The organism is Paenibacillus sp. 2KB_22, from assembly GCF_052115745.1.
Classification (GTDB): Bacteria; Bacillota; Bacilli; order Paenibacillales; family Paenibacillaceae; genus Paenibacillus.
In genome coordinates this window covers 634,192-658,689 of the sequence record NZ_JBFRHG010000002.1, presented here as the reverse complement: position 1 = coordinate 658,689, position 24,498 = coordinate 634,192, and the positions used below count along the sequence as shown (strand labels likewise).

16 protein-coding genes are annotated in these 24,498 nt (G+C 46.5%); 13 read left to right on the top strand and 3 right to left on the bottom strand.

Features of this window, described 5'->3' with window-relative positions; genetic code table 11:
- Window positions 1-16: 16 nt before the first annotated feature.
- The 4 genes from licT (at window position 17) to leuD (ending at window position 4,783) form a co-directional block, all read left to right on the top strand.
- A complete protein-coding gene (gene licT / locus AB4111_RS13825) occupies window positions 17-856 on the top strand; it encodes a BglG family transcription antiterminator LicT (RefSeq protein WP_442032068.1) in 840 nt (279 codons plus the stop codon).
- A gap of 45 nt (window positions 857-901) precedes the next feature.
- The gene (locus AB4111_RS13820; RefSeq protein ID WP_442032067.1) at window positions 902-2,359 is read left to right on the top strand and encodes a glycoside hydrolase family 1 protein; all 1,458 of its coding nucleotides are present in this window, start codon (window positions 902-904) and stop codon (window positions 2,357-2,359) included.
- Window positions 2,360-2,727: 368 nt separating this feature from the next.
- Entirely contained in the window at window positions 2,728-4,149 is a 1,422-nt protein-coding gene (leuC, locus tag AB4111_RS13815; RefSeq protein ID WP_339308556.1) for a 3-isopropylmalate dehydratase large subunit, read from the top strand.
- Between the two features lie 31 nt (window positions 4,150-4,180).
- Window positions 4,181-4,783, top strand: coding sequence for a 3-isopropylmalate dehydratase small subunit (gene leuD / locus AB4111_RS13810; protein WP_091028995.1), 603 nt, complete (start codon window positions 4,181-4,183; stop codon window positions 4,781-4,783).
- Window positions 4,784-4,987: 204 nt separating this feature from the next.
- Here leuD and AB4111_RS13805 read toward each other — a convergent pair whose 3' ends face one another.
- From AB4111_RS13805 to AB4111_RS13795, 3 genes are read right to left on the bottom strand one after another with little or no spacing between them, the layout of a single operon-like run.
- Window positions 4,988-6,460 carry a serine hydrolase domain-containing protein gene (locus AB4111_RS13805; protein WP_442032066.1) on the bottom strand — a complete coding sequence of 491 codons (1,473 nt, stop codon included), beginning with the start codon at window positions 6,458-6,460 and terminating at the stop codon, window positions 4,988-4,990.
- Between the two features lie 51 nt (window positions 6,461-6,511).
- Complete coding sequence (locus AB4111_RS13800) at window positions 6,512-7,609, bottom strand: HAMP domain-containing sensor histidine kinase (RefSeq protein WP_442032065.1); 1,098 nt, start codon at window positions 7,607-7,609, stop codon at window positions 6,512-6,514.
- Window positions 7,594-8,268: a response regulator transcription factor gene (locus AB4111_RS13795; protein WP_442032064.1), complete on the bottom strand. Its 675-nt coding sequence runs from the start codon at window positions 8,266-8,268 to the stop codon at window positions 7,594-7,596. The genes AB4111_RS13800 and AB4111_RS13795 overlap by 16 nt, the downstream gene beginning before the upstream one ends.
- Before the next feature lie 276 nt (window positions 8,269-8,544).
- Between AB4111_RS13795 and AB4111_RS13790 the strand changes: the two genes are divergently transcribed.
- The 9 genes from AB4111_RS13790 (at window position 8,545) to AB4111_RS13750 (ending at window position 24,302) form a co-directional block, all read left to right on the top strand.
- On the top strand, window positions 8,545-9,957 hold the full coding sequence (locus AB4111_RS13790; RefSeq protein WP_442032063.1) for an N-acetylmuramoyl-L-alanine amidase: 1,413 nt from the start codon (window positions 8,545-8,547) through the stop codon (window positions 9,955-9,957).
- A gap of 253 nt (window positions 9,958-10,210) precedes the next feature.
- Window positions 10,211-11,620: an N-acetylmuramoyl-L-alanine amidase gene (locus AB4111_RS13785; protein WP_442032062.1), complete on the top strand. Its 1,410-nt coding sequence runs from the start codon at window positions 10,211-10,213 to the stop codon at window positions 11,618-11,620.
- A gap of 35 nt (window positions 11,621-11,655) precedes the next feature.
- On the top strand, window positions 11,656-12,333 hold the full coding sequence (locus AB4111_RS13780) for a GerMN domain-containing protein (RefSeq protein ID WP_442032061.1): 678 nt from the start codon (window positions 11,656-11,658) through the stop codon (window positions 12,331-12,333).
- A gap of 72 nt (window positions 12,334-12,405) precedes the next feature.
- On the top strand, window positions 12,406-15,144 hold the full coding sequence (locus AB4111_RS13775; RefSeq protein WP_442032060.1) for an S-layer homology domain-containing protein: 2,739 nt from the start codon (window positions 12,406-12,408) through the stop codon (window positions 15,142-15,144).
- 163 nt (window positions 15,145-15,307) lie between these two features.
- Window positions 15,308-16,003, top strand: a complete 696-nt coding sequence (nth, locus tag AB4111_RS13770) for an endonuclease III (protein WP_253438436.1) — start codon at window positions 15,308-15,310, stop codon at window positions 16,001-16,003.
- 23 nt (window positions 16,004-16,026) lie between these two features.
- Complete coding sequence (locus AB4111_RS13765; protein WP_017687779.1) at window positions 16,027-16,299, top strand: hypothetical protein; 273 nt, start codon at window positions 16,027-16,029, stop codon at window positions 16,297-16,299.
- A 372-nt stretch (window positions 16,300-16,671) separates the two neighbouring features.
- On the top strand, window positions 16,672-20,358 hold the full coding sequence (locus AB4111_RS13760) for a dynamin family protein (protein WP_442032059.1): 3,687 nt from the start codon (window positions 16,672-16,674) through the stop codon (window positions 20,356-20,358).
- 324 nt (window positions 20,359-20,682) lie between these two features.
- On the top strand, window positions 20,683-22,455 hold the full coding sequence (locus AB4111_RS13755) for an ABC transporter ATP-binding protein (RefSeq protein ID WP_253438429.1): 1,773 nt from the start codon (window positions 20,683-20,685) through the stop codon (window positions 22,453-22,455).
- Window positions 22,452-24,302, top strand: coding sequence for an ABC transporter ATP-binding protein (locus tag AB4111_RS13750; RefSeq protein ID WP_124116258.1), 1,851 nt, complete (start codon window positions 22,452-22,454; stop codon window positions 24,300-24,302). Before AB4111_RS13755 ends, AB4111_RS13750 begins: the two co-directional genes overlap by 4 nt.
- The last annotated feature ends 196 nt before the right edge of the window (window positions 24,303-24,498 follow it).

Genomic DNA, 24,498 nt, shown 5'->3' with positions numbered 1-24,498 from the left:
AGGCAGGCAGCCTGATATGGAAGTCATAAAAATACTGAATTCGAGCATTGTTCTTGCCAGACGTAGTGAGGATGACAAGGAAATTATTGTGATGGGAAAGGGCATCGGCTACAGGAGCAAACCCGGAGATGTCGTGAGCGAGGATGAGATTGAAAAGATCTATGTCCTTGAAAATGAAACGATCTCCTCCGATCTCACCGCCCTAATGAAGGAAACGCCAAAAGAATATCTGATTCTGGCTGATGAAATCATCTCCCATGCAAAACATACATTGTCCCGCCATCTGAGTGATCATCTCTACGTCGCATTAACGGATCACCTGTATATGGCCATGAAGCGATTCAAGGAAAATATGACGATCCAGAACCGAATGATGTGGGAAGTGAAGAAATTCTATCCGCAGGAGTTCAGTATCGGGTTGCATGGCCTGTCTCTCATTCAAAAACAGCTGGGTCTCTCCTTGCCTGAAGAGGAAGCAGCGAATATTGCCTTTCATCTCGTTAATGCGCAGCAGAATGATGACAATATGAATCAGGTCATGCTGATGACCAATACAGTTAAGGATGTACTCAATATTATCAAAATTCACTATCAAGTGGAACTGGACACACACAGCATCAACTATTCACGTTTTTTGACCCATTTGCAATTTTTTATTCAACGGCTTTTTGAGCATAAAACATTAAACACACAGGATCATGAGCTCTTTGAGCAGATCGCGAATAAATACCCGCAGGAAGAAGCCTGCGTACTGCTAATCAAGGATTATATTGAAGCCCGGTTTGAACATACGATCTCCAATGAAGAGATGATGTATCTGATTATTCATATCAATCGGGTCATGAGTCGCAATTGAGCAAGAATGAAAGAGTCAGAGAGATAATCCAAGGAGGAATACACAATGACCAATACAACAAGAACGTTTCCAGAAGATTTTCTATGGGGAGGAGCGATTGCTGCCAATCAGGCAGAAGGAGCGTGGAATGTGGATGGCAAAGGTCTATCTACAGCCGACATTGCTATCTACCGAAAAGGTGTAGCCAAGAGTGAGTATAAAAAACATAATGCGATCAATGAAGAACAGATCAAGGCTGCGATGGATTCTACCTCGGACAGAGAATATCCGAAACGCAGAGGCATTGATTTCTACCACCGTTACGAGGAGGATCTCGCCCTGTTTGGGGAGATGGGACTCAAAACGTTGCGCTTATCCATTGCTTGGACCCGAATTTTCCCGAATGGCAACGAAACAGAGCCGAATGAAGCCGGGTTGCAGTTCTATGACCGTGTTATTGATGGCATGCTGAAACAAGGGATCGAACCTTTGATTACGTTGTCCCATTATGAAATGCCGATGTATCTGGTGAATTACCATGGTGGATGGACGGATCGGAAAGTCGTCGAGTATTTTGTTCACTTTTGCAAAACCGTGTTCACCCGTTATAAGGACAAAGTGAAGTATTGGATTACATTTAATGAAATTGACAGCATTGTTCGTCATCCGTTTACGAGTGGTGGTATTGTTCCGGAGCGTTTCGAAAATGTGGAGCAGGCCGTATATCAGGGGTTGCACCATCAATTTGTAGCGAGTGCGCTCGCAGTGAAATACTGTCATGAGATCATTCCCGGTTCCCAGATCGGATGTATGCTTACCAAACTGACGACGTATGCTCATACATGTAATCCCGAAGACGTACTCGTTGCTTCCCGGGATAATCAATTCAATCTTATGTTTACGGACGTACAGGTACGTGGTGCGTATCCCTACTTTACGAAGAGATTTTTTGCCGAAAAAGGAATTAACCTCGATATGCTTGAGGGGGATGAAGAGATTCTGAAAATACACACTGTGGACTTTATCTCATTCAGTTATTATATGTCCCTGGTATCAAGTGTGGATGGCGACCGATTGGAGCAGGTGAGCGGCAATACAACTGGAGGGGTGAAGAACCCGTATCTCCAAACCAATGATTGGGGCTGGCAGATTGACCCGGTTGGTCTGCGCATCTCACTGAATGAACTGTACAGCCGTTACGAGGTGCCCTTGTTTATCGTTGAAAATGGAATTGGAGCGGTAGACACGATTGAATCTGATGGCAGCATTCAGGATGATTATAGGATCGATTATTTCCGTTCTCACATTGAACAGATGCATGAGGCAATTCTAGACGGTGTTGAACTGCTGGGCTATACCAGTTGGGGAGTGATTGATCTGATCAGTTATTCTTCTTCAGAGATGGAGAAAAGATATGGCTTTATTTATGTAGATCAGGATAATGACGGCAATGGAACACTGGAGAGAAAACGCAAGAAGAGTTTCTGCTGGTACAAAGATGTGATTGCGAATAACGGTTTGTAATACAGTGGTAGGACCATTCTCATAAAAGGCGTTGATATGATAATTTTCATTTCATAACAGAAACTAGGAAAGCAGCTCTGGATTCAGGGCTGTTTTTTTATGTTCCAGATAAAAAACATTGACAGCGACGAAGCGGGAACGTACTATAAGACGTATATGATAATGATAATTGTTATCAATTGAAACCTCTGCGATGAGCAGTGGTTTATTTGTCTTTCTCTCATTATAGGTTAAACCTATTACATCTATAGATATTATATCTTGGAACAATGAAGGACGGGGTGATATATTTATGTCATTCAAGAGCTTCACTTTTTAAAGGAAACAGAGGCTCTTCCAAGGACCGAACTTATGATGAGGTGAAAATGATGAGTAAAAAAACGATGTTTGAGAAAATTTGGGAAAATCACGTAATTCATCAAGAAGAAGGCAAACCAAGCATTCTGTATATCGATCTGCATCTGGTGCACGAAGTAACTTCTCCGCAGGCATTTGAAGGACTTCGTCTGAGTGGACGTAAAGTTCGTCGCCCTGAGCTAACATTTGCAACAATGGACCACAACGTTCCAACCAAAGACCGCTTCAACATTACAGATCCAATCTCCAAACAACAAATTGATACACTTTCGCAAAACTGCCGTGATTTCGGCGTGAAGTTGTATGATCTGGACACCATTGATCAAGGCGTTGTGCACGTTATGGGACCTGAACTGGGTCTGACTCACCCGGGTAAAACGATTGTATGTGGTGACAGTCATACTTCCACACACGGTGCGTTTGGCGCACTGGCATTCGGAATCGGAACAAGTGAAGTTGAGCACGTTATGGCAACTCAATGTTTGCAACAAGCGAAAGCTAAAACAATGGAAGTTCGTTTTGTCGGCAAACGTAACCCGGGTGTAACCGCGAAGGATATGATCCTCGCAGTCATCGCTAAATACGGTACAGACTTTGCAACAGGTTATGTTATTGAGTACACAGGTGAATCCATCCGTGAGTTGAGCATGGAAGAGCGTATGACGGTCTGTAACATGTCCATCGAAGGTGGAGCAAGAGCAGGATTGATCGCTCCGGATGAAACAACATTTGAATATCTGCGTGGACGTGAATACGTACCAGCGGGTGCGAAGTTCGATGAGGCTGTAGCAGGCTGGAAACAGCTTGTAACCGATGAAGGTGCAGAGTTCGACCATGTGGTTGAAATCGATGTGGAGACATTGATTCCGCAAGTAACTTGGGGAACAAGCCCTGGCATGGGAACCGACATTTCTTCGAAAGTTCCTGTTCCGGCTGAATTGCCTACAGAAAACGAACGCAAAGCGGCTGAAAAAGCGCTTGAATATATGGGACTTGAGCCGGGAACACCAATTGCCGAGATTCCAATTGATTATGTATTTATCGGTTCTTGCACCAATGGTCGGATCGAAGATCTGCGTGCAGCTGCAAAAGTGGCTAAAGGTCACACGGTATCCAGTCAGGTTACAGCAATTGTTGTACCAGGCTCAGGACGTGTTAAAATTCAGGCTGAACAAGAAGGTTTGGATAAAATCTTTACGGAAGCCGGATTTGAATGGCGTGATGCGGGATGCAGCATGTGTCTGGCGATGAACCCGGATGTATTGAAGCCAGGACAACGTTGTGCTTCGACGTCCAACCGTAACTTTGAAGGACGTCAAGGACGCGGAGGACGTACACATCTGGTATCTCCGGCAATGGCAGCAGCAGCAGCGGTTAAGGGTCACTTTGTGGACGTACGGGACTGGAATTTCAAAACGGAAGCAGCGATCTAATCTATAACAGACAGAAGGGAGAACGTTTAATATGGAAGAATTCAAAACATTACAAGGCATCGTTGCACCGGTAGACCGGGTCAATGTAGATACAGACGCAATCATTCCGAAACAGTTCCTGAAACGGATTGAACGTACCGGATTTGGACAATTTTTGTTCTATGAATGGCGTTTTGATGAAGAGGGCAACAATAATGCCTCCTTCGAAATGAACAAACCTCGTTATGAAGGGGCATCCATCCTGATCTCACGTGCCAACTTTGGCTGTGGATCTTCCCGTGAGCATGCGCCATGGGCAATTATGGACTATGGATTCCGTTGTGTCATCGCTCCATCTTTTGCAGATATCTTCTATAATAACTGCTTTAAGAACGGGATCTTGCCAATCAAGTTGTCAGAAGAGCAAGTGGAAGACTTGTTCCAACGTACAGCTACACATGAAGGCTATGAGATGAATGTCAATCTGGAAAACAAAACGATTACTGATGCATACGGACTGCATATCGATTTTGATCTGGATGAGCATCGTCGTCAATTCCTTTTGCAAGGACTGGACGATATCGGTCTCACTCTTCAACATGATGACGAAATCGCTGCGTATGAGCAACGTCATGCGGCAAAACTGTTCGGTTAATCGCTAAATTAGCGTACAGCAGAAAGCTTCTGCCTCGCCAAAGGGACCTTGGTTCCTATGGATGAGACAGAAGCTTTTTTTTGTAATTTCAGAAGCTAAAATATCTTAATGAGTCACCTATACATAGAACTTCTCATTTTTTTTGGTCGAATACTTCAACAGATACAATCAACAGTCGACTAAATAGATGAACCTAAAAATAGATTACTGAGGTAAATTCAAAGGGTCGTTTTTTGTATTCTGAAAATAGACATAGATATAACAAGCCGAATGCACGAAATTCACAAGTGACCATACCATAAGCCATATGATTGTAGTAGATAGGGTAGTCCAGATACCAAACCATGGCAGCACACGTCCTCCGCCGATAAATGTAACCAATGGGAACAGAGACAAGAGAATTAGAACCGGGATCAGTCTACCGACTGTGATCAGAATCAATTTGCTAATCGTTAGGCGTTGGTTGCTCCGAAGTATGCGAAAATAGGCGTCGATGCCCCATGCAAGCGTAGCGATGATCAGCGCAATCATAATCGTTTCCATATTCCGACCGTTTACAAAAGAGGTTTGGGCTTCCTGCCCCCTTATAATATCTGCTATTCCATCAATAAATGCCGAGTAATTCACATAAGCGTTTATACCAGAATTAAACATTACGGCAATGCCCATTTGCTCGTTCAAATAAACCAGTTCTTCTGACTTGTAGGTCCAGAAAATGCCGCTGTGGGAGATCGTTTGGCCGCTAGACGCATCTTGGTTTGCAAGCCAGCCCATGCCGTATGAACTGATATCTCCTGCGGAATGATATTGTTTCATCAGCACAGGGGAAACGAGGCGGCCGTGATATTGGGAAAGCATCCAAAGGGACATGTCCTCTGCAGTTGAAACGATGCCGGCGGGGCCCTCAATGAACCAAAGCGGTTCGGATTGACTTATAGAGCGTCCCAAACTCAGGTAATGTCCTAGCGGGATAGTATTATTCTCATAGAACTGCTGCGTTGTACTGACACTGAAGGTATGATTCATTCCTAGCGGTTCAAAAATATGTTTTTTCAGGTAATCTGAAAAGCGCTCTCCGCTAACACTTTCCACGAGGTTCGCCAGCAGCACGTAATTAGGATTATGATAGCTGTAGGCCGTTCCGGGGATATGGGCAAGTTGAACCGTGTTTAATAATTGGTTCGCTTCCGCCAGTGATTGGAATTGCGGAGTCTTTGTCATATCGGGATTTATCTTGTCATTGAGACCACTCGTCTGATTCAGTAAATGACGGACCGTGATGTCAAGAACGCGGGGATCCTGTGGAGAAAGCTCTGGAAAATAGGAAGCGTAAGTAGCATCCAAGTTGATCCGACCCTTGTCCACCAGCTGCAGAACGGCCAATGCAGTAAAGGACTTGCTAAGTGAAGCAATGGGAAAAGGGGTGATGCCCGTAACCTTCTGGCCATCTGCAAATGTCCCGTAGCCTTTTGCGTAAAAGACCTCATCGTTATTGGCAATCGCCAGCGAAGCAGCCTTAATGTGATTGGCCTTCATGCTCCGATTCATATATTCATCGATCTCCTGCAGAACTTCTGTCCTGTCTCTGGCTTCATTGGCGGATAAGGGGTTCGCCCACGCGATACATAACAACAAGCAGCTAATTGTGATATACATAATTTTTTTCAGTTTTAGCATGATAACACTCCTCGAATTCAAGATAAGGAGATGTTATCAGATCATTTTCAACTATTTATCAACTTGCGTCCCAATACTTGCCGACACGCTTCCACCTCCGTTAGGACCGTTTGCAATCTGAAGACTACCTTCATGTTTTTCGCAAAACACCTTGCAAACGTAAAGGCCCAGCCCGCGATGTTCACTCGCATCCCATACTTCGCCTCGGTAAAAAGGGAGTATAGCCTTACTCAGGGCCTCGTCAGAGAAACCAGGACCGTCCTCGGAGACGGTAATCTTCATAATGCCCCCCTGCACGTCATAGTGAACGTTTAATTGACTGGCTGCGTATCTTGCCCCATTAGCCACTATATTCTCGAAAATCTGCATGACGAGATAGGGATCTACATGCACTGAGGCATTATTATATTCCACGGAAGAGACGAAACGTATACCGTACTGTTTCGCGATTTGCTCAGCGCTGCCGTCCAGCAAAGCCGTCAATGAGATCGTATCCATCGATTGGATTTTCAACGGCACATCCTCCAGCCTCTGAATGGAGTTCATGGCCTCTGCATAACTCTCCAGACGCAAGATGTGAATGTTCATAGTATGGATCAGGTCGAGCACCTTTTCTTCCGACAACTTCTTCTCGGGAAGATAGGTGGCGAGAAGCTCGGCGTTTCCTTTTAACACGGACAGGGGGGTTCTCAGATCATGGGCAAAAATAGCATTGATCTGCTTGCGCTCTTCAACCGAACGCCAAAGTGTCTTGAGGTTTTTTTCCAATTGTGAGCGCATGTTTTCAAATAGCGCGATCAGCTCGCCCATCTCATCCTGGCTGTCATAGGAAATGCGGAAATCTAGATCGTTGGCTGAAATGTTCTCGGATGCTCGTTTTAATAGCTCCAGCGGACGTTTTAGCTTCCATCTGTAAAATAGAACGGCCATTGTGACAATTCCACTCGCTACGGTGAGCAGAACCGCCGTGACGAGGGAGGGCATCACCCAATCCGTTTCTCCGAAACGTAGCCGCAGCTTCTCCGCCCAAGCAAACTCCATAGTTATAACGGCCAGCACGGCAACGAGTGTGACCACACACAACAGCATAAAAGAGTGCAGTAAGGACAATCGCTTTAAAAACAGGAGTCTAGTCATGAACTTGGCCATTTGTATCCTACTCCCCAAACGGTCTCGATTTGATTATCACAGCCGTATTCCTTTAATTTGTAGCGAATTCGCCGGATATGCTCTGCAATCACGTTACTGTCGCCTTGCTCGTCCATGCCCCAAATCTTTTCGTATATGCGTTCCTTTCCAAACACCATATCAGGATGCGTGGACAGCAATTCGACAATATCAAACTCTTTTTTGGGCAGTGAAATTCGCTTATCCAGGTAGTAGAGCTCCCTGGCCGTATAATCAATGACCAATTCATTGTTAAACCTTACCGAAGATTTAGTTTGGATTCGTTGTTCCCTGCGTATATGTGCTTCGACCCTGGCGCCCAACTCGCGAATGCTGAAAGGTTTCAGGATATAGTCATCGCCTCCGGCACGAAAACCTGCTATTTTATCAGCATCTTCGATTCGGGCCGTTAAGAATAAGATCGGGCAAGAGACGAAGTCCCGAATTTTCTCACATAATTGAAGGCCGTTCTGTTCAGGCATGTTGATATCTAACAAAACGAGATCGGGCTTTTTTTCCACTTTCCGCAGCGCTTCCCGGCTGTCCTTGGCCGTCATCACGGAATATCCGTTAATTTCAAAATAATCAGTCAGTAGCTTTCGAAGATCTGCTTCATCGTCCACGATCAGTATTTTAGGCATTAAGTCTCAATCTCCTGTAATCAAGTATTTGAACTCAGCATAGCAAAAATGGATGAGGAATGTAATTTCCATATGATTTCGGGAACTAGACGAATGGAGAAAGTAACCTTTTTGCGACTCTGTTTCCGACTAAATATGACAACGTTGTAACCGGATGATCAGACAATATCTGATAAACTGATTAGTAGATTATGGAAGGCTACATAGCGCCATTGATGTTACGCTGCAGAGAATCAGGTCGGATGTTCAAAAGACAAAAAGAATGGTGGATGAGGTATGAAAAAATGGTCGGCAGCAGTCGTTTTTCTTCTGTTCCTATGTTTATTTCCAGTCATGGCCCATGCAGACACCACTCCCTCGATTGTACTCGACGGTGTAACCATTAATCAGCAGACGGGAGCACCTGCCGAAAATATTGGAAAGACCGTCATGGTTCCGATTCGAATTGTATCCGAGAATCTGGGTTATAAGGTGAAGTGGGAGAAGGCAACTCAGTCAGTCCAGGTTCAAAAAGGAAACAGCACAATTCAAATGACGGCTGGCAAAGATGCAGCTACAGTGAATGGAAACGTGGTGAATCTGGATTCGCCTCCACTGATCAAACAGGGAACGACGCTTGTTCCGTTACGCTTTGTTGGGGAAGGCATGGGTCTGCGTGTTGGTTGGGACAATGGAACCAAGACAGTAAGCCTATTTAGTATTCCTCCCGTAGTCGGAACGGAAGGTGACAGTGACCCCGTCGAGGCTCCTGTCCCGGATGGTCTGACAGAGCTTCAAGGGATCACCTTCAGCGGAGATCGGTTGATTGTAGCAACAAACGGGAATATCAGTCCCAAAGTATCCAGTATAGGCGGGCCAGACCGTATTATAGTTGATCTGCCTTCAGCCACATTCTCTCAGGAATTCATTCAGGGACAAGCCTCTAACGCGGATGGCAGTGGACAGATTCTCGTTACGGATTCATCATTAGTTTCCAAAGTCAGGTATGCCATGTTCAGTAAATCGCCTTCTACCGTGCGTGTCGTTCTGGATCTGAGTCAGACGGCTACAGCCAAATGGTCTGTTGGAGATAACAATGTCTTGCTTGTTGACCTGACAGCAACGAGTGGAGAACCCACAAGCCAACCGGCAGTACCTACGAATGATGGCAAAACCATTGTGGTCATTGATCCAGGACATGGTGGTCGTCAATCTGGTGCAGTAAGTTTGTCAGGAGCTTATGAGAAGGATTTCAATCTGGCTGTAGGGCTGAAGGTACAGGCGATCCTTCAACAATACCAAAATATTCAAACGGTCATTACACGCCAGGATGATACAGAGCTTTCACTCAAACAGCGAGTGGATATTGCTGAATTGAATAAGGCAGATGTTTTTGTATCCATTCATGGAAACAAATTCACAACACCCGTACCTAACGGCGTTGAAACGCTATACAGTCGCAAGGAAAGCAAGACTTTGGCTGATACTCTTCACAAATATGTCTTGCCAATAACAGGACTCAAGGATCGTGGGGTTAAAACGGCTAGTCTACATGTGACCCGTGAAACAACCATGCCTGCTGTGTTACTTGAATTAGGTTTTTTAAGTAACCCTTCAGATGAAGCAGTCATGCTCACAGAAGAATACCAGGACAAATGTGCACAGGCGATTGTGGACGGAATTGTTGAAATTTTTGGGACTGTAAAGTGAATTGTGCGCAAATATGAAGGTTAGGGTAGTACGTTGTTTAGAGATGTATATTTGATAAATAAGGAAAAAATAAGACATTAAAATGTAAAAAAAGCTTGATCTGACAACGTTTTTTTTCTGTTATGTTGGAATATATTCGCAACTTTTGAGAGCGAGGGGCGTCTAATAGGTGTCTGGTAATGCCCAAACGGTCAGTCGGAGTTGGAAAATGACAACATGCGGCAAAAAAATATGAGAATGGTAGGGGTGAAGGATGAAGAAGTTCGGTTTTTTGGTACTGTTATTTGTCTTTGGGCTCGTATTCCCGGGCTATAGTCACGCAGCAACAGACACGAAAATTATCCTAGACGGAAAAGAAATCGTACAACCATCGGATGCAAAAGCGGAAATTATCAACAGCAAGGTGATGGTCCCGATCCGGGTTGTGTCCGAAAATCTTGGATATAGCGTGGAGTGGAAGCAGCAAACGCAAACGGTGACTATCAGCAAAGACAACACTGCCATGCAGATGATTGTTGGACAGAAGACGGCAACGGTGAACGGCAGTAACGTAAACCTGGATGCCCCGCCACTCGTTAAAAATGGTACTACGCTCGTACCTCTCCGATTTATTGGTGAGGAAATGGGTCTTAAGGTGGGTTGGAACAATACCACGAAGACGGTAACATTAGTTACCCAGAATTCAGGTTCCGGAAACGGGACAACCACACCTCCGAACTCTGGCAATGAAGGCGGAGGATCGGATCAGGAAGGTCTTGTACTGGTGAACGGCATCAGCTTCAGCGACAACCGCCTCATGATAGCAACAAGCGGAAGTACGAAGCCGAACGTCTTCACGATGACAGGACCAGATCGAATCGTTATAGACTTGCCGAATACCGCATTTGCTGATTCATTCAGTGAAGGACAGGCTCTAGACAGCAACCAGAATGGACAACTCGTCGTTAGCGGCTATCCGGATGTGTCTAAGATTCGTTACTCGTTATACAGCAACAGTCCATCCACAGTTCGTTTTGTGATCGATCTGTCCAGTTCGAAAGGGTACAGTGTGCAAAATGATTCCGGACTGATCATGATTAACCTCGACAATCAAAGTGGTACACCTGCTCCTCCCGTTGGGAATAATGGCAAAAAAGTTGTCGTTATCGATGCAGGTCACGGAGATCAGGATCCTGGGGCAATCGGTGTAACTGGTAAACGTGAAAAAGACTTCAATCTGGCAATGGCTCTGAAAGTGGAAGCCTTGTTGAAAAAAGAATCCAAAATTGACGTTGTGTTAACGCGCAGCGATGATACATTTTTGGCATTGAAAGAACGTGTGAAGATTGCACAAGACATAAAAGCGGATATCTTCATCTCCATTCATGCTAACAGTGGCCCTACTGCTGCGAACGGTGTAGAGACATTCTATACACGCTCCAACAGTAAAGCACTTGCTACAGTGATGCACAAGTATCTTTTGCAGTCATCCGGACTGAAAGATCGTGGAGTGAAAACGGCAAGTCTCCATGTTACCCGTGAAACGACAATGCCAGCAGTTCTGCTGGAAGGTGGATTCCTTAGCAATAAGAGCGACGAAGCAGCCCTGTTCACGGAGAGTTTCCAGAACAGTGTTGCCAAAGGTATTGTTGCAGGAATCAAGGAGTATCTGGGAATTAAATAAGGGACAAGCCCTTATGTTGAGGAGGCGGAGTTAGAATGAACAAGAAAATATGGATTGCAGCCTTGCTGGTAACGGTTATGGCAGTAGCTGCTGGATGTGGAAGCAAGCCAACAGCTGCTCCGAATCAGACGCAAGGCGCAGGAACTGAAAACAATGTGACCGAGGTTGAAGGCGAAACAATTACCGAACCGGTAACTGCTGAACCAGAAGAGAACACAACACCAACAGAATCCACGGAAGGCAGTTCGGAGGAAACGACTACAACTACTCCGCCAAGCGAAACGTCTACGGACACGCCAACAACTTCCGAAAGTAATGAAAAGAAAACGATCACTGTATTCTATACGGATGAAGAAGAACTGGAGTTGCACAAAGCTTCGGCAGAGATTTCATACGCATCGGATGATGCCAAATACAAGGCTGCCTTTGAATCACTGCAACAGAGCAAAGATGCTAAACTTGTTCCGCTGTGGTCTAAGGACATTGAATTGAAGTCTGTTCAGTTCAAGGATGGAGCTCTTACGCTGGATATTCACATGCCAGATACGGCACGTCTTGGAGCAGGTGGAGAGTCTTATGCGCTGGATGCTTTAAAACAAACGTTCTTCCAGTTTGATGAAGTAAAATCACTTGATTTACTGGTGGATGGTCAGCAGACCGAGAGTCTGATGGGCCATGTGGATCTTGAACATCCAATGACAAGATCCGAATAGGCTGTACAGCATGCTGTTGTACCGTGAATCCACGGAATATGGGGCGTTTTACATGAGAGAGGGGAATCATAGGTGACTTTTAAATATAACAATCCATCACACTCTAAAAAAGTAGTATCAGCCGTGCTTGCAGGCATGATGGCCCTTAGCGCCGGCGGAGCTGCCATGGCAGCAGAATCAACAGAAACGGGGCAGGGTCAGACTGCTGCGGTAACGAATACGGCTGCACCAACTGGTTTGTTCAGTGACATCAAGGTCGGATACTGGGCCGAGAAACATGTGTACAAACTGGCATATCAAGGCATTCTTCTCGGTAATAACGGCCTGTTCCGTCCAGGAGACGCGGTAACACAGCAAGAAGCTGTAACGATGGCAATCCGTTTTATGAATCAAGAGGGCCAGTTGAAGACCGACTCGGCTGCGGCATTACCGACAAACATGGAAGTGGGAAATTATTTCAAGCCATATGTCGCGCTGGCACTTCAACTGGGACTGATTGACAAGACGGAAGAATCAACGGTGGATGTATCCAAGACATCATGGGGGCAAAAGCCGGCTTCACGGGAATGGATTACGAAATTGTTAATCCGCTCATTGGACAAGGATGCTGAAGCGAAGGCACAAAACAATCAATCTACCGGATTTGCTGATAATGCAAGTATCTCCGAAAGTGGTAAAGGTTATGTCAATCTGGCTGTTAGCCTGGATCTGGCCAAAGGTGTGGAAGGCAACAAATTCAATCCAACCGGTTCCGTAACCCGTGCTCAACTCGCTACCTTTTTCAGTCGTGGCGAATCGTTAACGGATACAAAGTATCCGAACACTTCCACGGGTTATGTGACTGGATTGAAAGATGGGCAGATCACGCTGGTTGTGGACGGCAAAGCCGTTAACTTCGCAGTGAACAGCAGTACGCCTTACTTTACAAAAGACAGTGAGACGCGTGCTTCATCCACAGATGTGAAACTATATACAAAAGTTATGGTTGTGGGTTCGGCAGGTGGGGCTTCCTATGTGGAAGTGGTTGTTGCAACACCACAGGTGGAAAGCGTTGAAGGTACATTTGCTCGTTCATTGTCTGGCAACAAGATTGGTATTTTTGTGGGCGAAAATTACGAAACGTACAGTTATGATGAGGGAACTGCATTCATCGATCAGAATGGTAATGCAATCAAACTGTCCGATATTACGGCAGATAGCGTCATCGAAGTACAGCGTGAGACGTTCTCGGCTGACAAAAAAACAGTCGCTATTCGTGTGAAATCCGGCATTGTGAACAAGAGTGACAATGGCGTAGTTGCTGAAGTATCTACTTCAGGCAAAACCATTAAACTTGTCAATGCAGCGGGTGCTACCGAGCAGTTTGCATACAATGACAATCTGCTTATCACATATCAGAACCGTATCCTGTCAGTGGCTGATCTCAAAGCCGGAAGTGCCGTGAAATACACCGTTAAGGACAGTGTTCTGCAAACGATCGTATTATCTCAAGGTGTGGAGCAATCTGTGCGTGGAACATTGGTTGAAATTGGTGGTAACCAATCCACGGTAACGTTCAAACGTGAAGGGGGTTCACTGGAGGCGAAACTGCTGACTGAAAAGCCGGAAGTCATTATCAATGGCATTCAGGATGCAACGCTGAATGATCTTATCACGGATGCAACGAACGGGGATCAGGTGGAGTTGACATTAAACGCTGACGACCAGGTAACGCGTATTCAGGTCATTGGCCGCCAGATGGAGCCTATGAACGGAGTAACGGTTGTATCTTACAATAGCAAAACAAAGGTACTTACCGTGCTGGATAACAACAAAAAACCGTATGTGTTTACATTGGATGAGAAAACCAAGCTGGATTACAATACGACCAAACCTACACTGGCTGGTCTGGAGTCACTGTTAAATGATGGTCGCAAATTGGATCTGACATATGTGGGAACACGTGCATTGTCCGTTAAAGTGATTTACAAATATGAGGGTACAATTAGCAACATTGATACTTCTGGCAAGAAAATCAGCTTGTTGTCCGGTAATCAGACGATTACAGTGCCTTATTCTACAGTTCCTACAGTTGAGATGTATAACAAATCCGGCGCAGGTCTGGGAGATTTGAAGATTGGTGACAAAGTTACCGTAACGCTTGGAGCGAATCAGGATGTCGTGCAGAAGGTTGCACTGAACACCGTGGCTCAATTCGAAGTGGTTGCCTTGGAAGCAAATGGTCGTATTCGAGTAAAATCCGATCTGTTGACAAGTCAGTTCTACGTGGATCAAGCGGTACTGACAGGAGAGAGTGGTCAGACGATCACGCCTTCACAGCTGACAGCAGGCAACCTGATTAATGTAACGTTTGAAGGAGCTACGCCAAAAGCGGTTCAAGTTGTGAAGCGTACGCTGGCTGAAGTTACAGCGGTGGATGCTTCATCCGTAACACTCAAGCAGTTTAACGGCCAGACTGAAACTGTGCCTGTTAGCGGTTCGGTTAAAGTCGTAAAATCGGGCTCCACATTAACTTCACTGACTAGTCTTACGGTCGGGGATCGTGTGGAAATGACAAAAGATACGGATAATTCCACACGTTTCAGAGTGCTGACTGTCATGAGTAAACAATTCTGGTCTTATGATGGCGTGGGTAACCAGATTTTGGTTAAACGGGAAACGACAGCAGACACAAACTATCGTTTTGCACTCGGCTCAAGTGTATTTGTTCACCAGGGTGACAATACTTTAAGCGTGCAATCTCTCAGAGATAATGATAATATTGTATTGTATCTCCTGAACAATGTTATTCTGGAGATTCAAAAACAGTAATCGTTTCTTTTCGAGGATCAAAAGAATGACCGTCTTGATACGGGATCTTTCCCGCATCAAGACGTTTTTTTTGCAAGCTTTTTGAGGTCCCCGCAAAGTACTCGGATGAAGCTTCGAAGTAAGGCTCCGCAGAGTGGAGTCATTTTGTGGGAGGTAGCTCTTCATGAATGCAGCGACGGTTAGGCATATACTCGAAACTATGGAAGCAATGTTTCCTGATGCACATTGCGAATTAAATCACAGCAATGCATTTGAATTGACGGTAGCTGTCCTTTTGTCTGCCCAGTGTACCGATGAAACGGTGAACAAGGTAACCGCAGATTTGTTCCAGAAGTACAGAAGCCCAGCAGATTATCTGGCGGTTCCTCTCGAAGAGCTGGAACAGGATATTCGGCGAATCGGTCTGTACCGGAACAAGGCCAAGCATATTCAGAACATGTGCCGAATTCTAATAGAGCAGTATGGCGGTGATGTACCGCAGGAACATGATCAGCTTGTGACGCTACCAGGTGTCGGGCGGAAAACCGCGAATGTAGTTGTTTCCAATGCGTTTGGAGTACCGGCAATTGCGGTAGATACTCATGTTGAACGTGTATCGAAGCGGCTGGCGCTTGCAGGTTGGGATGACTCCGTACTTGAAGTCGAAAAGAAACTAATGAAGCGCGTACCTCGGGATGAGTGGACTTTAACTCACCACCGATTTATATTTTTTGGACGCTACCATTGCAAGGCACAGAACCCTGCGTGTCATATCTGTCCATTGCTGGACATATGCAGGGAAGGGAAAAAACGTATGAAAACGTCCCAAATCAGGAAAGATAAGGAACGTGTCATCACCCGAAAACGAAAAATAAATTAATGAGCAGAAGAGGATGAATAATCATGAAATGCATTTCCGTGTACACTGACAATTTTGAGGCTTTCTCCGATATTTTTGAACAAATCGTTGAACAGGAAATGGCTGAGAATGAAGAAAAAGAAGTAGAAGGCATCACAGTAAGCCATTCTGGCGATGTGCCTGAACATTATCTGGAGCGTATGTCCGTTAAACCAGAAGTTGTGGTTATGAGAGACAAAGGAAGAGACATCACAATTCTGCAACATGGACAAGTATTTGAAATCTTGCTTCCTTCCATGGAGAACGCAGTTTCCTAAGAAGTGATTACACTAATGGGTTCTGTTGTATTAAAGTGTAAACAGTATGCTAAATACCGAGTATAGAATGTCTGACAGATAAAACCGACTTGTTCGGTTTTATCTTTTTTTAAATTATAGATTTATATGTTTTCAGCACAGCTGAACAATTCGATAATTGCAAGAAAAGCAATTGCTAAACGCGTTGTGTCTTCTGTGAAAATACGTTGATAGACTTTTTTCTTATATCTGTATTTTGTATATATAGGATAGTTCATGTATATTCCATTCCAATCGTTCAAATTCAAACTTGATAATGTTAAAATAAATGTTGTAAAAGAGATAGACATCGAAACGGATGTCAAATTAGAGGAGCCAGGGGGAAGGCCAGTCATGTCCAGAACAGATTACCCAAAAGAAATGGCCAAACCTCTGCTTCCGCTGCGTGAAGCGATGGAGCAGACAGGGGACCATACGGCTGTACAGGCTTTAACGGATTTAATCAGCAAGGCGGAAATGAAACATCTGACGATTGCGTTCTGTGGTCATTTCTCTGCAGGCAAATCGAGTCTCATCAACAGTTTGTGCGGTAAGCGGGTGCTGCCTTCAAGTCCCGTGCCAACAAGTGCGAATGTGGTATCCATACGTAATGGTAAGCCAAGAGCGCTTATTTATACTACGCCAAACGTAAGCGCTGACAATGGAGCAGGAATACTTGAAGTTTCTCCAGAGGAATTGGAGGCGTATTGCAAAAATGGGGGAGCGTACAGCTCCATTGAGGTATGGGATGATATTCCCCTGCTGAAGGATGATGCTGTTCTACTGGATACACCCGGTGTGGATTCTACAGATCGGGGGCACAGTCTTGCGACCCATTCCGCGCTCCATCTGGCGGATGTGGTCTTCTATGTCATGGACTATAATCATGTCCAGTCCGAGACGAACCTTTCATTTGCCAAGAGTCTGTCGGATTGGGGCAAACCCTTGTTTTTGATCGTAAACCAGATCGACAAGCATCGGGAACGTGAGCTTTCTTTTGAACAATATACCGAAGGGGTCGAAGCTATATTTGCAGCCTGGGAAGTTAGATATGACGGACTGTTGTTTACTTCCCTCCGCGACAAGGAGCATCGCTACAACCAGTGGGATATGCTACCGGAACTCATTGGACACATGATGCAAGAGAAGGAAGCGTTAATTACGCACAGTTTGGCAAGTTCGGCCAGTCATGTAACGGAGCAACACCTGACGAGAGAAGCGGAGAAACGTGAGGATGAAGAACATTCTCTGCTGGATGAGATTGGTGGCAAGGAAGGAATTGAACGCTTGGAACGGGAGCTGGAGCTTCTCGATCAACAAGCAGAAGACATTCGTACCGGGCCTTCGCGAGTGCGTGAGAAATTCCGGGCAGAGCTTGAGCCTCTTCTGGCGAATGCAAATCTTACTCCTGCGGATATTCGCACGTCGGCTGCTGCCTATTTGGAGAGCCGCAAACCGGGTTTCAGGGTAGGCTTATTGTTCTCAGGCGGCAAAACCGAACAAGAGAAACAACGCCGTGCTTCTGAGCTGGTGCGGTTATTACAGGATCAGGCTTCCGGACAAGTGGAAGTACATATTCGTACGATGCTTAGGCAGCTGGGTGAATCCCATCAGGTATGGGGAGCGGAGTGGGAGCAGGCGCTCAATTCGGAGCTGCCTGCTGTAGATGAAGCACTATTGGAGATGAAACGCAGTGCCAGTGCTGAGGTATCTCCAGAGTATGTGATCCAGTTCAGTAAAGATGTGCGGGGCGAGATTGAGGCCCGCTATCGCAGGTCGGCCATGATGCTGGCCGACCGCATGCTGGAAGCGCTGGGTGCGCGAGGCGAAGCCGCGCTCCAGGCGCTGGACGCCAGCCGCGCAGCGCTGCTGGCGCAATCCGCGGCGGCGGCGCGCTACACGGCGCTCCAGCGCAGCGCCGCCGCAGAGGCAGCAGGGCTGCGCAGCCTGCTGCCTGATGCGGGCCCCCTCCCCTCCGGGCTATTGCCGGAGGTGAAGGGCCCGCACGTGCCCGCGGTGCCTGAACCGGGCGAAGCTTCCGGTTCGCATGCGGGCACGTCAGCGTCTGTGGCTGCGCAGCCACAGACGCCAGAGGCACCGCCAGCGCAGCGCGCAGTCGCGGCGGCGGTGCCAGGGCCAACGGCGGCGGCTGGCGCTGAACGCCGCCGACGCCTGGACGCAGCAGCGGCACGGCTCGAAGCCGCTGCTGCGCTGGTGGAGCCGTACCCCGCCATGGGGTCGGCGGTACGGGATCTGCGTGCACGCGCGGCTTCGCTTGCGGGCGGCACGTTCACACTCGCGCTGTTCGGAGCTTTCAGCGCCGGCAAATCCTCCTTCGCCAACGCGTTGCTAGGCGAAGCTGTACTACCCGTCTCGCCGCATCCAACAACAGCGGCGATTAACCGGATCATGGCTCCTGCCGGGGGCGCGGAGCATGGAACAGCCCGGGTCCGTATGAAGACCCGGGATGCCTTCCAGGAAGACCTCGCCTATTCCTTCCGTTTACTTGGACTGGGTGAACCTGGAACCGAGTGGCAGAAGCGAGTTAAATCCCTCTCGCCACAGGATGTGCATCCGGCGGGGCGCCCGCATTACAGCTTTTTGCAGGCTGCGGCAGCCGGCTGGGAAGAAACAGCGGACCAGCTAGGTCAGGATGTACTGGTGGATCTGGAGGGTTACCGTAATTTTGTCGCAAACGAGAAGAAGTCCTGCTTTGTAGACAGTATCGATCTCTACTACAGTTGCGATGTAACGGAACAGGGTATTGTGCTGGTCGACACACCAGGAGCCGACTCCGTCAATGCTCGTCATACGGGTGTAACCTTCAATTATATGAAGAATGCGGATGCACTCATTTTTGTGACGTATTACAACCATGCTTTCTCACAAGGAGATCGCCAGTTCCTGAATCAGTTGGGACGTGTTAAGGATAGTTCTGCCATGGATCAGATGTTCTTTGTCGTGAACGCCAGTGACCTGTCTACCTCTGAGGAAGAACTGGAGCAGGTGCTCGATCATGTGAGTACCCAACTACGCAGTAATGGAATTCGGGCACCACGACTGTTCCCGGTATCCAGCATACTGGCGATGGAAGGCAAGATGGCAGGCGATTCGAAGTTGCTTGAGCAATCCGGTTTTATTCGTTTTGAGGAAGAGTTCAACCAATTTGCAGGCAGAGAATTAGCCGATCTTGCCGTAGGCGGAGCTTCAGAAGAGATGGCACGTGTCATTCAGCGGCTGAAGAAACGCGCGGAGGATGCGGCTCAGGGAGAGGAAGCATTGCAGCAGCGGCGGAATGAACTGGAGACTATCCAGGGACAGTCACGCCAGCGCATACAGCAACTTGCAGCACGATCCATGAAGGAAGAACTGTCACAGGAAACAGCAGAACTCCTCTTCCATGTGCGGCAGCGACTTGCCTACCGCCTTGGCCTATTCATGGCAGAAGCATTCCATCCATCCGTACTTCGGGAGGATCGGGGCAATCTGAAGACGGCTTTTGCTGCCTGTGGACGTGAACTGTTGCGCATGATTGCCATTGAACTGGAGCAGGAACTGCTCGCTACTACCCTCAGACTTGAACAGGCAGGTCAGACTTGGCTGACGAAGCAAGTTACGGATTGTATAGATGAGGTGAGACAGTTATCAGGTGGCGTGGATGTGTCACTGCCACTGACCGAACGCTGGAGTACACCTGTGCTTGAAGAAGTCCGTCTGGAAGAACCATCTGGATGGAAAAGCTATTTGAATTATTTCCGCAATCCGAAACAGTTCTTCGAAGGGGATGGGCGTCAGCGGTTACAGGAGGCACTTGATCCGGTCCTCAAACAGATGATCATTGAAGTTCTTCCTGCTGCGCAAGACAAACTGATTCAGTTTTATGACAACCAGCTATGTCAATCATTGCAACACCAATCCCGTCAGTTGGAAGAACGTCTGGACGAGGCGGTGAGCGGAATTCAAGATACACTGGAAAGCGGAATTCCGGCGGAGCAATGGACCAGCTTGTCTAATCAATTGGAACAGATTGAACACCGTTAAAATCACGGTATAACGCGTATTCTCTGGAAGTCTTTGTAAAAAGAAATGATGGATACAGCAACACATTGAAAATGTTGCGAAACTAACCTCAAAAAGGCCCCTGCCGAAAAGGCATATAGGGAGCCTTTTTTTGGTACGAACAACCTGAAATAAAGAGAATATTCAAACATTTGATTGAAAGGTGGGTATTTACCTTCGTTAATGCGTCAATAAGCTGAAAGCAGGCAGAATATGGTCTGTTATTCGCTTTGCCGCGAATGGGGTACGGTGATAAACTTCATAAATGTTCATAGTATTTTTGAACGACATAAGAGGAGGAGAAACATGGATGTTCTTAGGCAACTGCAAATCTTTTTTTGGGAAAAGCGAACGTATTTATTTGTATCAATCTTGTTCCTCGCCTTAGCGACCGCACTTGGGTTGGTGTATCCGTACATGCTGAGGATACTGATTGATGATGTTATTGTTCCGCGCACTTTTGAAGACGTTCCCATAATTGCCTTAACTGTGTTAGGTGTAGTGATTTTAAAAGCAGGAATGCAGTTTTTACATGGCTTTTTTGGAGGACGCTTGGGTAACTTCCTGGCGTACAGACTTCGTAACGCATGTTATGAAAAGCTTCAATTTTTATCCTTCCGTTATTATGATACGGCCAAGACAGGTGATCTGATGTCCCGCCTCACGGGAGATTTGGAAGCCATCCGTAACTTTATCGGATTTGGTTTCGCCCAGATTCTCAACATGGTTTTGATGGTCGTATTCGGCGCAATCATGATGATGACCATGAGTTGGCAGCTTACACTGTTCACGCTCATATGCATCCCATTACTTGCCTTCGTTGCGCTGAGATTCGAATCCAAAATTCACCCTGCGTTTCAGGAGATGCGGCTGGCGCTCAGTTCACTGACGACAGCGGTACAGGAGAATATTACTGGCGTGCGTACGGTAAAATCCTTTGCACGTGAGCCTTATGAAGTGGAGAAATTCTCCACACGTAATGAGCGTTACAAGACGAATCAGATTCATGCCGCAACATTGTGGAGTCGTTATTTTCCGATCATGGAGATTCTTGCTTCGGTGAGCATCGTGCTGTTGCTGGTGATCGGTGGAAGAATGGTTATACAGAATACGCTGACACTTGGTGAACTCGTTGCCTTTTTCAGTTTGATCTGGTACATAATCGGTCCAATGTGGAATCTGGGGTTCCATATCAACAACTATACGCAATCCAAAGCTTCAGGTGAACGGGTGCTCGAACTGCTCAATACGCCAGTGGATGTTGAAGAAACGCAAGATCCGGTCATTGTGGAAGCAGACCAAGTGAATGGTCATGTGACATTTGAATCCGTTACCTTTGCTTACGGCAACAAAATGCCAGCGGTAACCGATATTAATTTTGATGCTGCACCCGGTTCTGTAATCGGTTTCCTTGGGGGGACAGGGTCAGGTAAATCGACCATCATTCAGCTTCTGATGCGTGCATATAACGTCAACTCGGGTACGATCAAGCTGGATGGCAAAAACATCAAAGATATAGGCATTCGCAGTTTGCGGAGTCAGATCGCTTCTGTTTTCCAGGAAACATTCCTGTTCTCATCCAGCATTCGCAATAATATTTCCTACGGACTTAAGAATGTCACCATGGATGAGATTATCCGTGCAGCCAAGCTGGCCAAAGCTCATGACTTCATTATGGAGTTCCCGGACGGATATGACACGGTGGTTGGTGAACGCGGCATGGGATTATCGGGTGGACAGAAACAGCGGATTGCGATCGCAAGGGCTTTGCTGAAAAATCCGAAAATCCTGGTACTCGATGATGCAACCAGCGCCGTGGATATGGAGACGGAACATGAGATTCAATCCGGTTTCCAGGAAGTAATGCGCGGTAGAACGACATTTATTATTGCACACCGGATATCTTCACTAAGACATGCAGATGAGATTCTGGTGCTGGATGAAGGTCGCGTGGTACAACGTGGCAAACATACCGAACTTATTGAAGTACCTGGACCATACCAGGATGTTTATAAAATTCAATACGCAGATTATATTGCCCGCGGTAAGCGGGAGGCTGGGGAGCAGGTGAATTCATGAGTGCCGAAACGATAGCAGACAGGCGCGAGGCCAAAGGGGCCTCCGAGAAGAAACTGAATGAACGATTTGTGTATCAGGATGATGAAATTATTGAAAAACCGTTTAACTGGAAAGAATTCGGACGTTTGTTTGCATACATGAAACCTTATGCGAAACAACTGTTGCCACTCGTTATTCTAATGATGATTCTCGGTACCATTACGAAATTATCCGTACCTTTTCTGATCAGTCTGGCGATTGACCGGGCCATCGCACCGGCAACAGGGCTGCCAAGTATGACGATGCTTTATCTGATCGCAGGCTCCATATTCGTGTTGTATCTCATTCAATGGGCAGCCAATACGTACCGGATCAAATTGACGAACATTATTGGACAGCGCGTTATCTACGATCTTCGCTCGGATCTGTTCAAGCATATCCAGAAGCTGTCCTTTAACTTTTTTGACAAGAGACCGGCAGGTTCCGTACTGGTGCGTGTGACGAATGATATTAACTCCCTTCAGGATCTATTCACCAACGGTGCAGTTAACGTCATGATCGACTGCGTGCAGCTGCTCGGGATCATCGTAATCTTGCTGTTGATTAACTGGAAACTGGGTCTCGCCGTGATCATTACGGTGCCAATCATGTTTATCATCTCGACCAAACTGCGGGTGCTGATCCGTCGTGCCTGGCAGGATGTTCGAATGAAGAACTCTCGTATTAACTCCCACTTGAATGAATCCATTCAGGGGATTCGAGTGACTCAGGCTTATACACAGGAAAAAGAGAATATGAAGTATTTTGACAACATGAACCTGTCCAGCAAAAAGTCATGGGATAGAGCATCAGCGATGAACCAGGGCTTCGGACCGCTGATTGAGATTACCGGCGGATTCGGTACATTGATCCTCTTCTGGTTTGGTGCTTATCTGATTCAACAGGATCAGTTGACCGTGGGATTACTTGTCGCTTTTGCCAACTATGTCGGCAACTTCTGGGACCCGATCAACCGTCTGGGACAGATGTACAATCAACTCCTGGTTGCGATGGCATCATCGGAGCGTATCTTCGAGTTCATGGATGAAAAGCCTAGTATTGCGGATAAACCAGGTGCCAAGCCACTTCCTTCTATTAAAGGGGATATCGCATTCGAAAATGTTGTGTTCGAATACGAGAAGGGCAGACAGGCGCTGAAAGGAATCAGCTTCTCGGCGGCTGCGGGACAATCAATTGCACTTGTTGGTCATACGGGTTCAGGTAAAAGTACGATCATCAATCTGATCAGTCGTTTCTATGATATATCCGGTGGACGTCTCACCATTGACGGACAGGATGTGCGGGATGTAACGGTAGAGAGTTTACGCAGCCAGATCAGTATTGTATTACAGGATACCTTCATCTTCTCGGGTACGATTCGTGACAATATCCGATTTGGGCGACTGGATGCAACGAATGAAGAGGTGGAGGACGCAGCCAAAGCAGTCAATGCACATGAGTTCATCATGAAGCTGCCTGGCGGATATGATACCGAAGTCGAAGAACGCGGGAACGTATTATCCATGGGACAACGGCAATTGTTATCCTTTGCCCGTGCGCTGCTTGCTGATCCGCGTATATTGATTCTGGATGAAGCTACTGCCAGCATTGATACCGAGACGGAGCTTAAAATCCAGGAAGCATTGAAGGTGCTGTTGCAGGGAAGAACGTCCTTTATGGTCGCTCACCGTCTCTCAACCATCCGGAATGCAGATAACATTATTGTCCTGGATCATGGTGAAATTAAAGAAGAGGGCAACCATGAGCAGCTTATCCAAAAACAAGGCGTCTATAATGGATTAATAGAAGCTCAATACAGATTTTTGTGATGAAACCTTCGGACGCCTTTGAAGTGTCTGAGCGCATATGAACTTATAATACTCTGGCGTTCTTTAGCCTGATCCTCAATAATAAGTGCATCTTATTCATTGAAGACAGGTTAGAGGATAGCCGGAGTGTTTTTTTAATCTTTAGTTCGTGTGGTATGTTATATTTTTAAAGAATGAAATCAGTACAATCGTTTAT

Bases quoted from the DNA above. Each gene is read 5' to 3' on its own strand.
- licT (WP_442032068.1), top strand. From the start codon at position 17: ATGGAAGTCATAAAAATACTGAATTCGAGCATTGTTCTTGCCAGACGT.
- AB4111_RS13820 (WP_442032067.1), top strand. From the start codon at position 902: ATGACCAATACAACAAGAACGTTTCCAGAAGATTTTCTATGGGGAGGA.
- leuC (WP_339308556.1), top strand. From the start codon at position 2,728: ATGAGTAAAAAAACGATGTTTGAGAAAATTTGGGAAAATCACGTAATT.
- leuD (WP_091028995.1), top strand. From the start codon at position 4,181: ATGGAAGAATTCAAAACATTACAAGGCATCGTTGCACCGGTAGACCGG.
- AB4111_RS13805 (WP_442032066.1), bottom strand. From the start codon at position 6,460: ATGCTAAAACTGAAAAAAATTATGTATATCACAATTAGCTGCTTGTTG.
- AB4111_RS13800 (WP_442032065.1), bottom strand. From the start codon at position 7,609: ATGGCCAAGTTCATGACTAGACTCCTGTTTTTAAAGCGATTGTCCTTA.
- AB4111_RS13795 (WP_442032064.1), bottom strand. From the start codon at position 8,268: ATGCCTAAAATACTGATCGTGGACGATGAAGCAGATCTTCGAAAGCTA.
- AB4111_RS13790 (WP_442032063.1), top strand. From the start codon at position 8,545: ATGAAAAAATGGTCGGCAGCAGTCGTTTTTCTTCTGTTCCTATGTTTA.
- AB4111_RS13785 (WP_442032062.1), top strand. From the start codon at position 10,211: ATGAAGAAGTTCGGTTTTTTGGTACTGTTATTTGTCTTTGGGCTCGTA.
- AB4111_RS13780 (WP_442032061.1), top strand. From the start codon at position 11,656: ATGAACAAGAAAATATGGATTGCAGCCTTGCTGGTAACGGTTATGGCA.
- nth (WP_253438436.1), top strand. From the start codon at position 15,308: ATGAATGCAGCGACGGTTAGGCATATACTCGAAACTATGGAAGCAATG.
- AB4111_RS13765 (WP_017687779.1), top strand. From the start codon at position 16,027: ATGAAATGCATTTCCGTGTACACTGACAATTTTGAGGCTTTCTCCGAT.
- AB4111_RS13760 (WP_442032059.1), top strand. From the start codon at position 16,672: ATGTCCAGAACAGATTACCCAAAAGAAATGGCCAAACCTCTGCTTCCG.
- AB4111_RS13755 (WP_253438429.1), top strand. From the start codon at position 20,683: ATGGATGTTCTTAGGCAACTGCAAATCTTTTTTTGGGAAAAGCGAACG.
- AB4111_RS13750 (WP_124116258.1), top strand. From the start codon at position 22,452: ATGAGTGCCGAAACGATAGCAGACAGGCGCGAGGCCAAAGGGGCCTCC.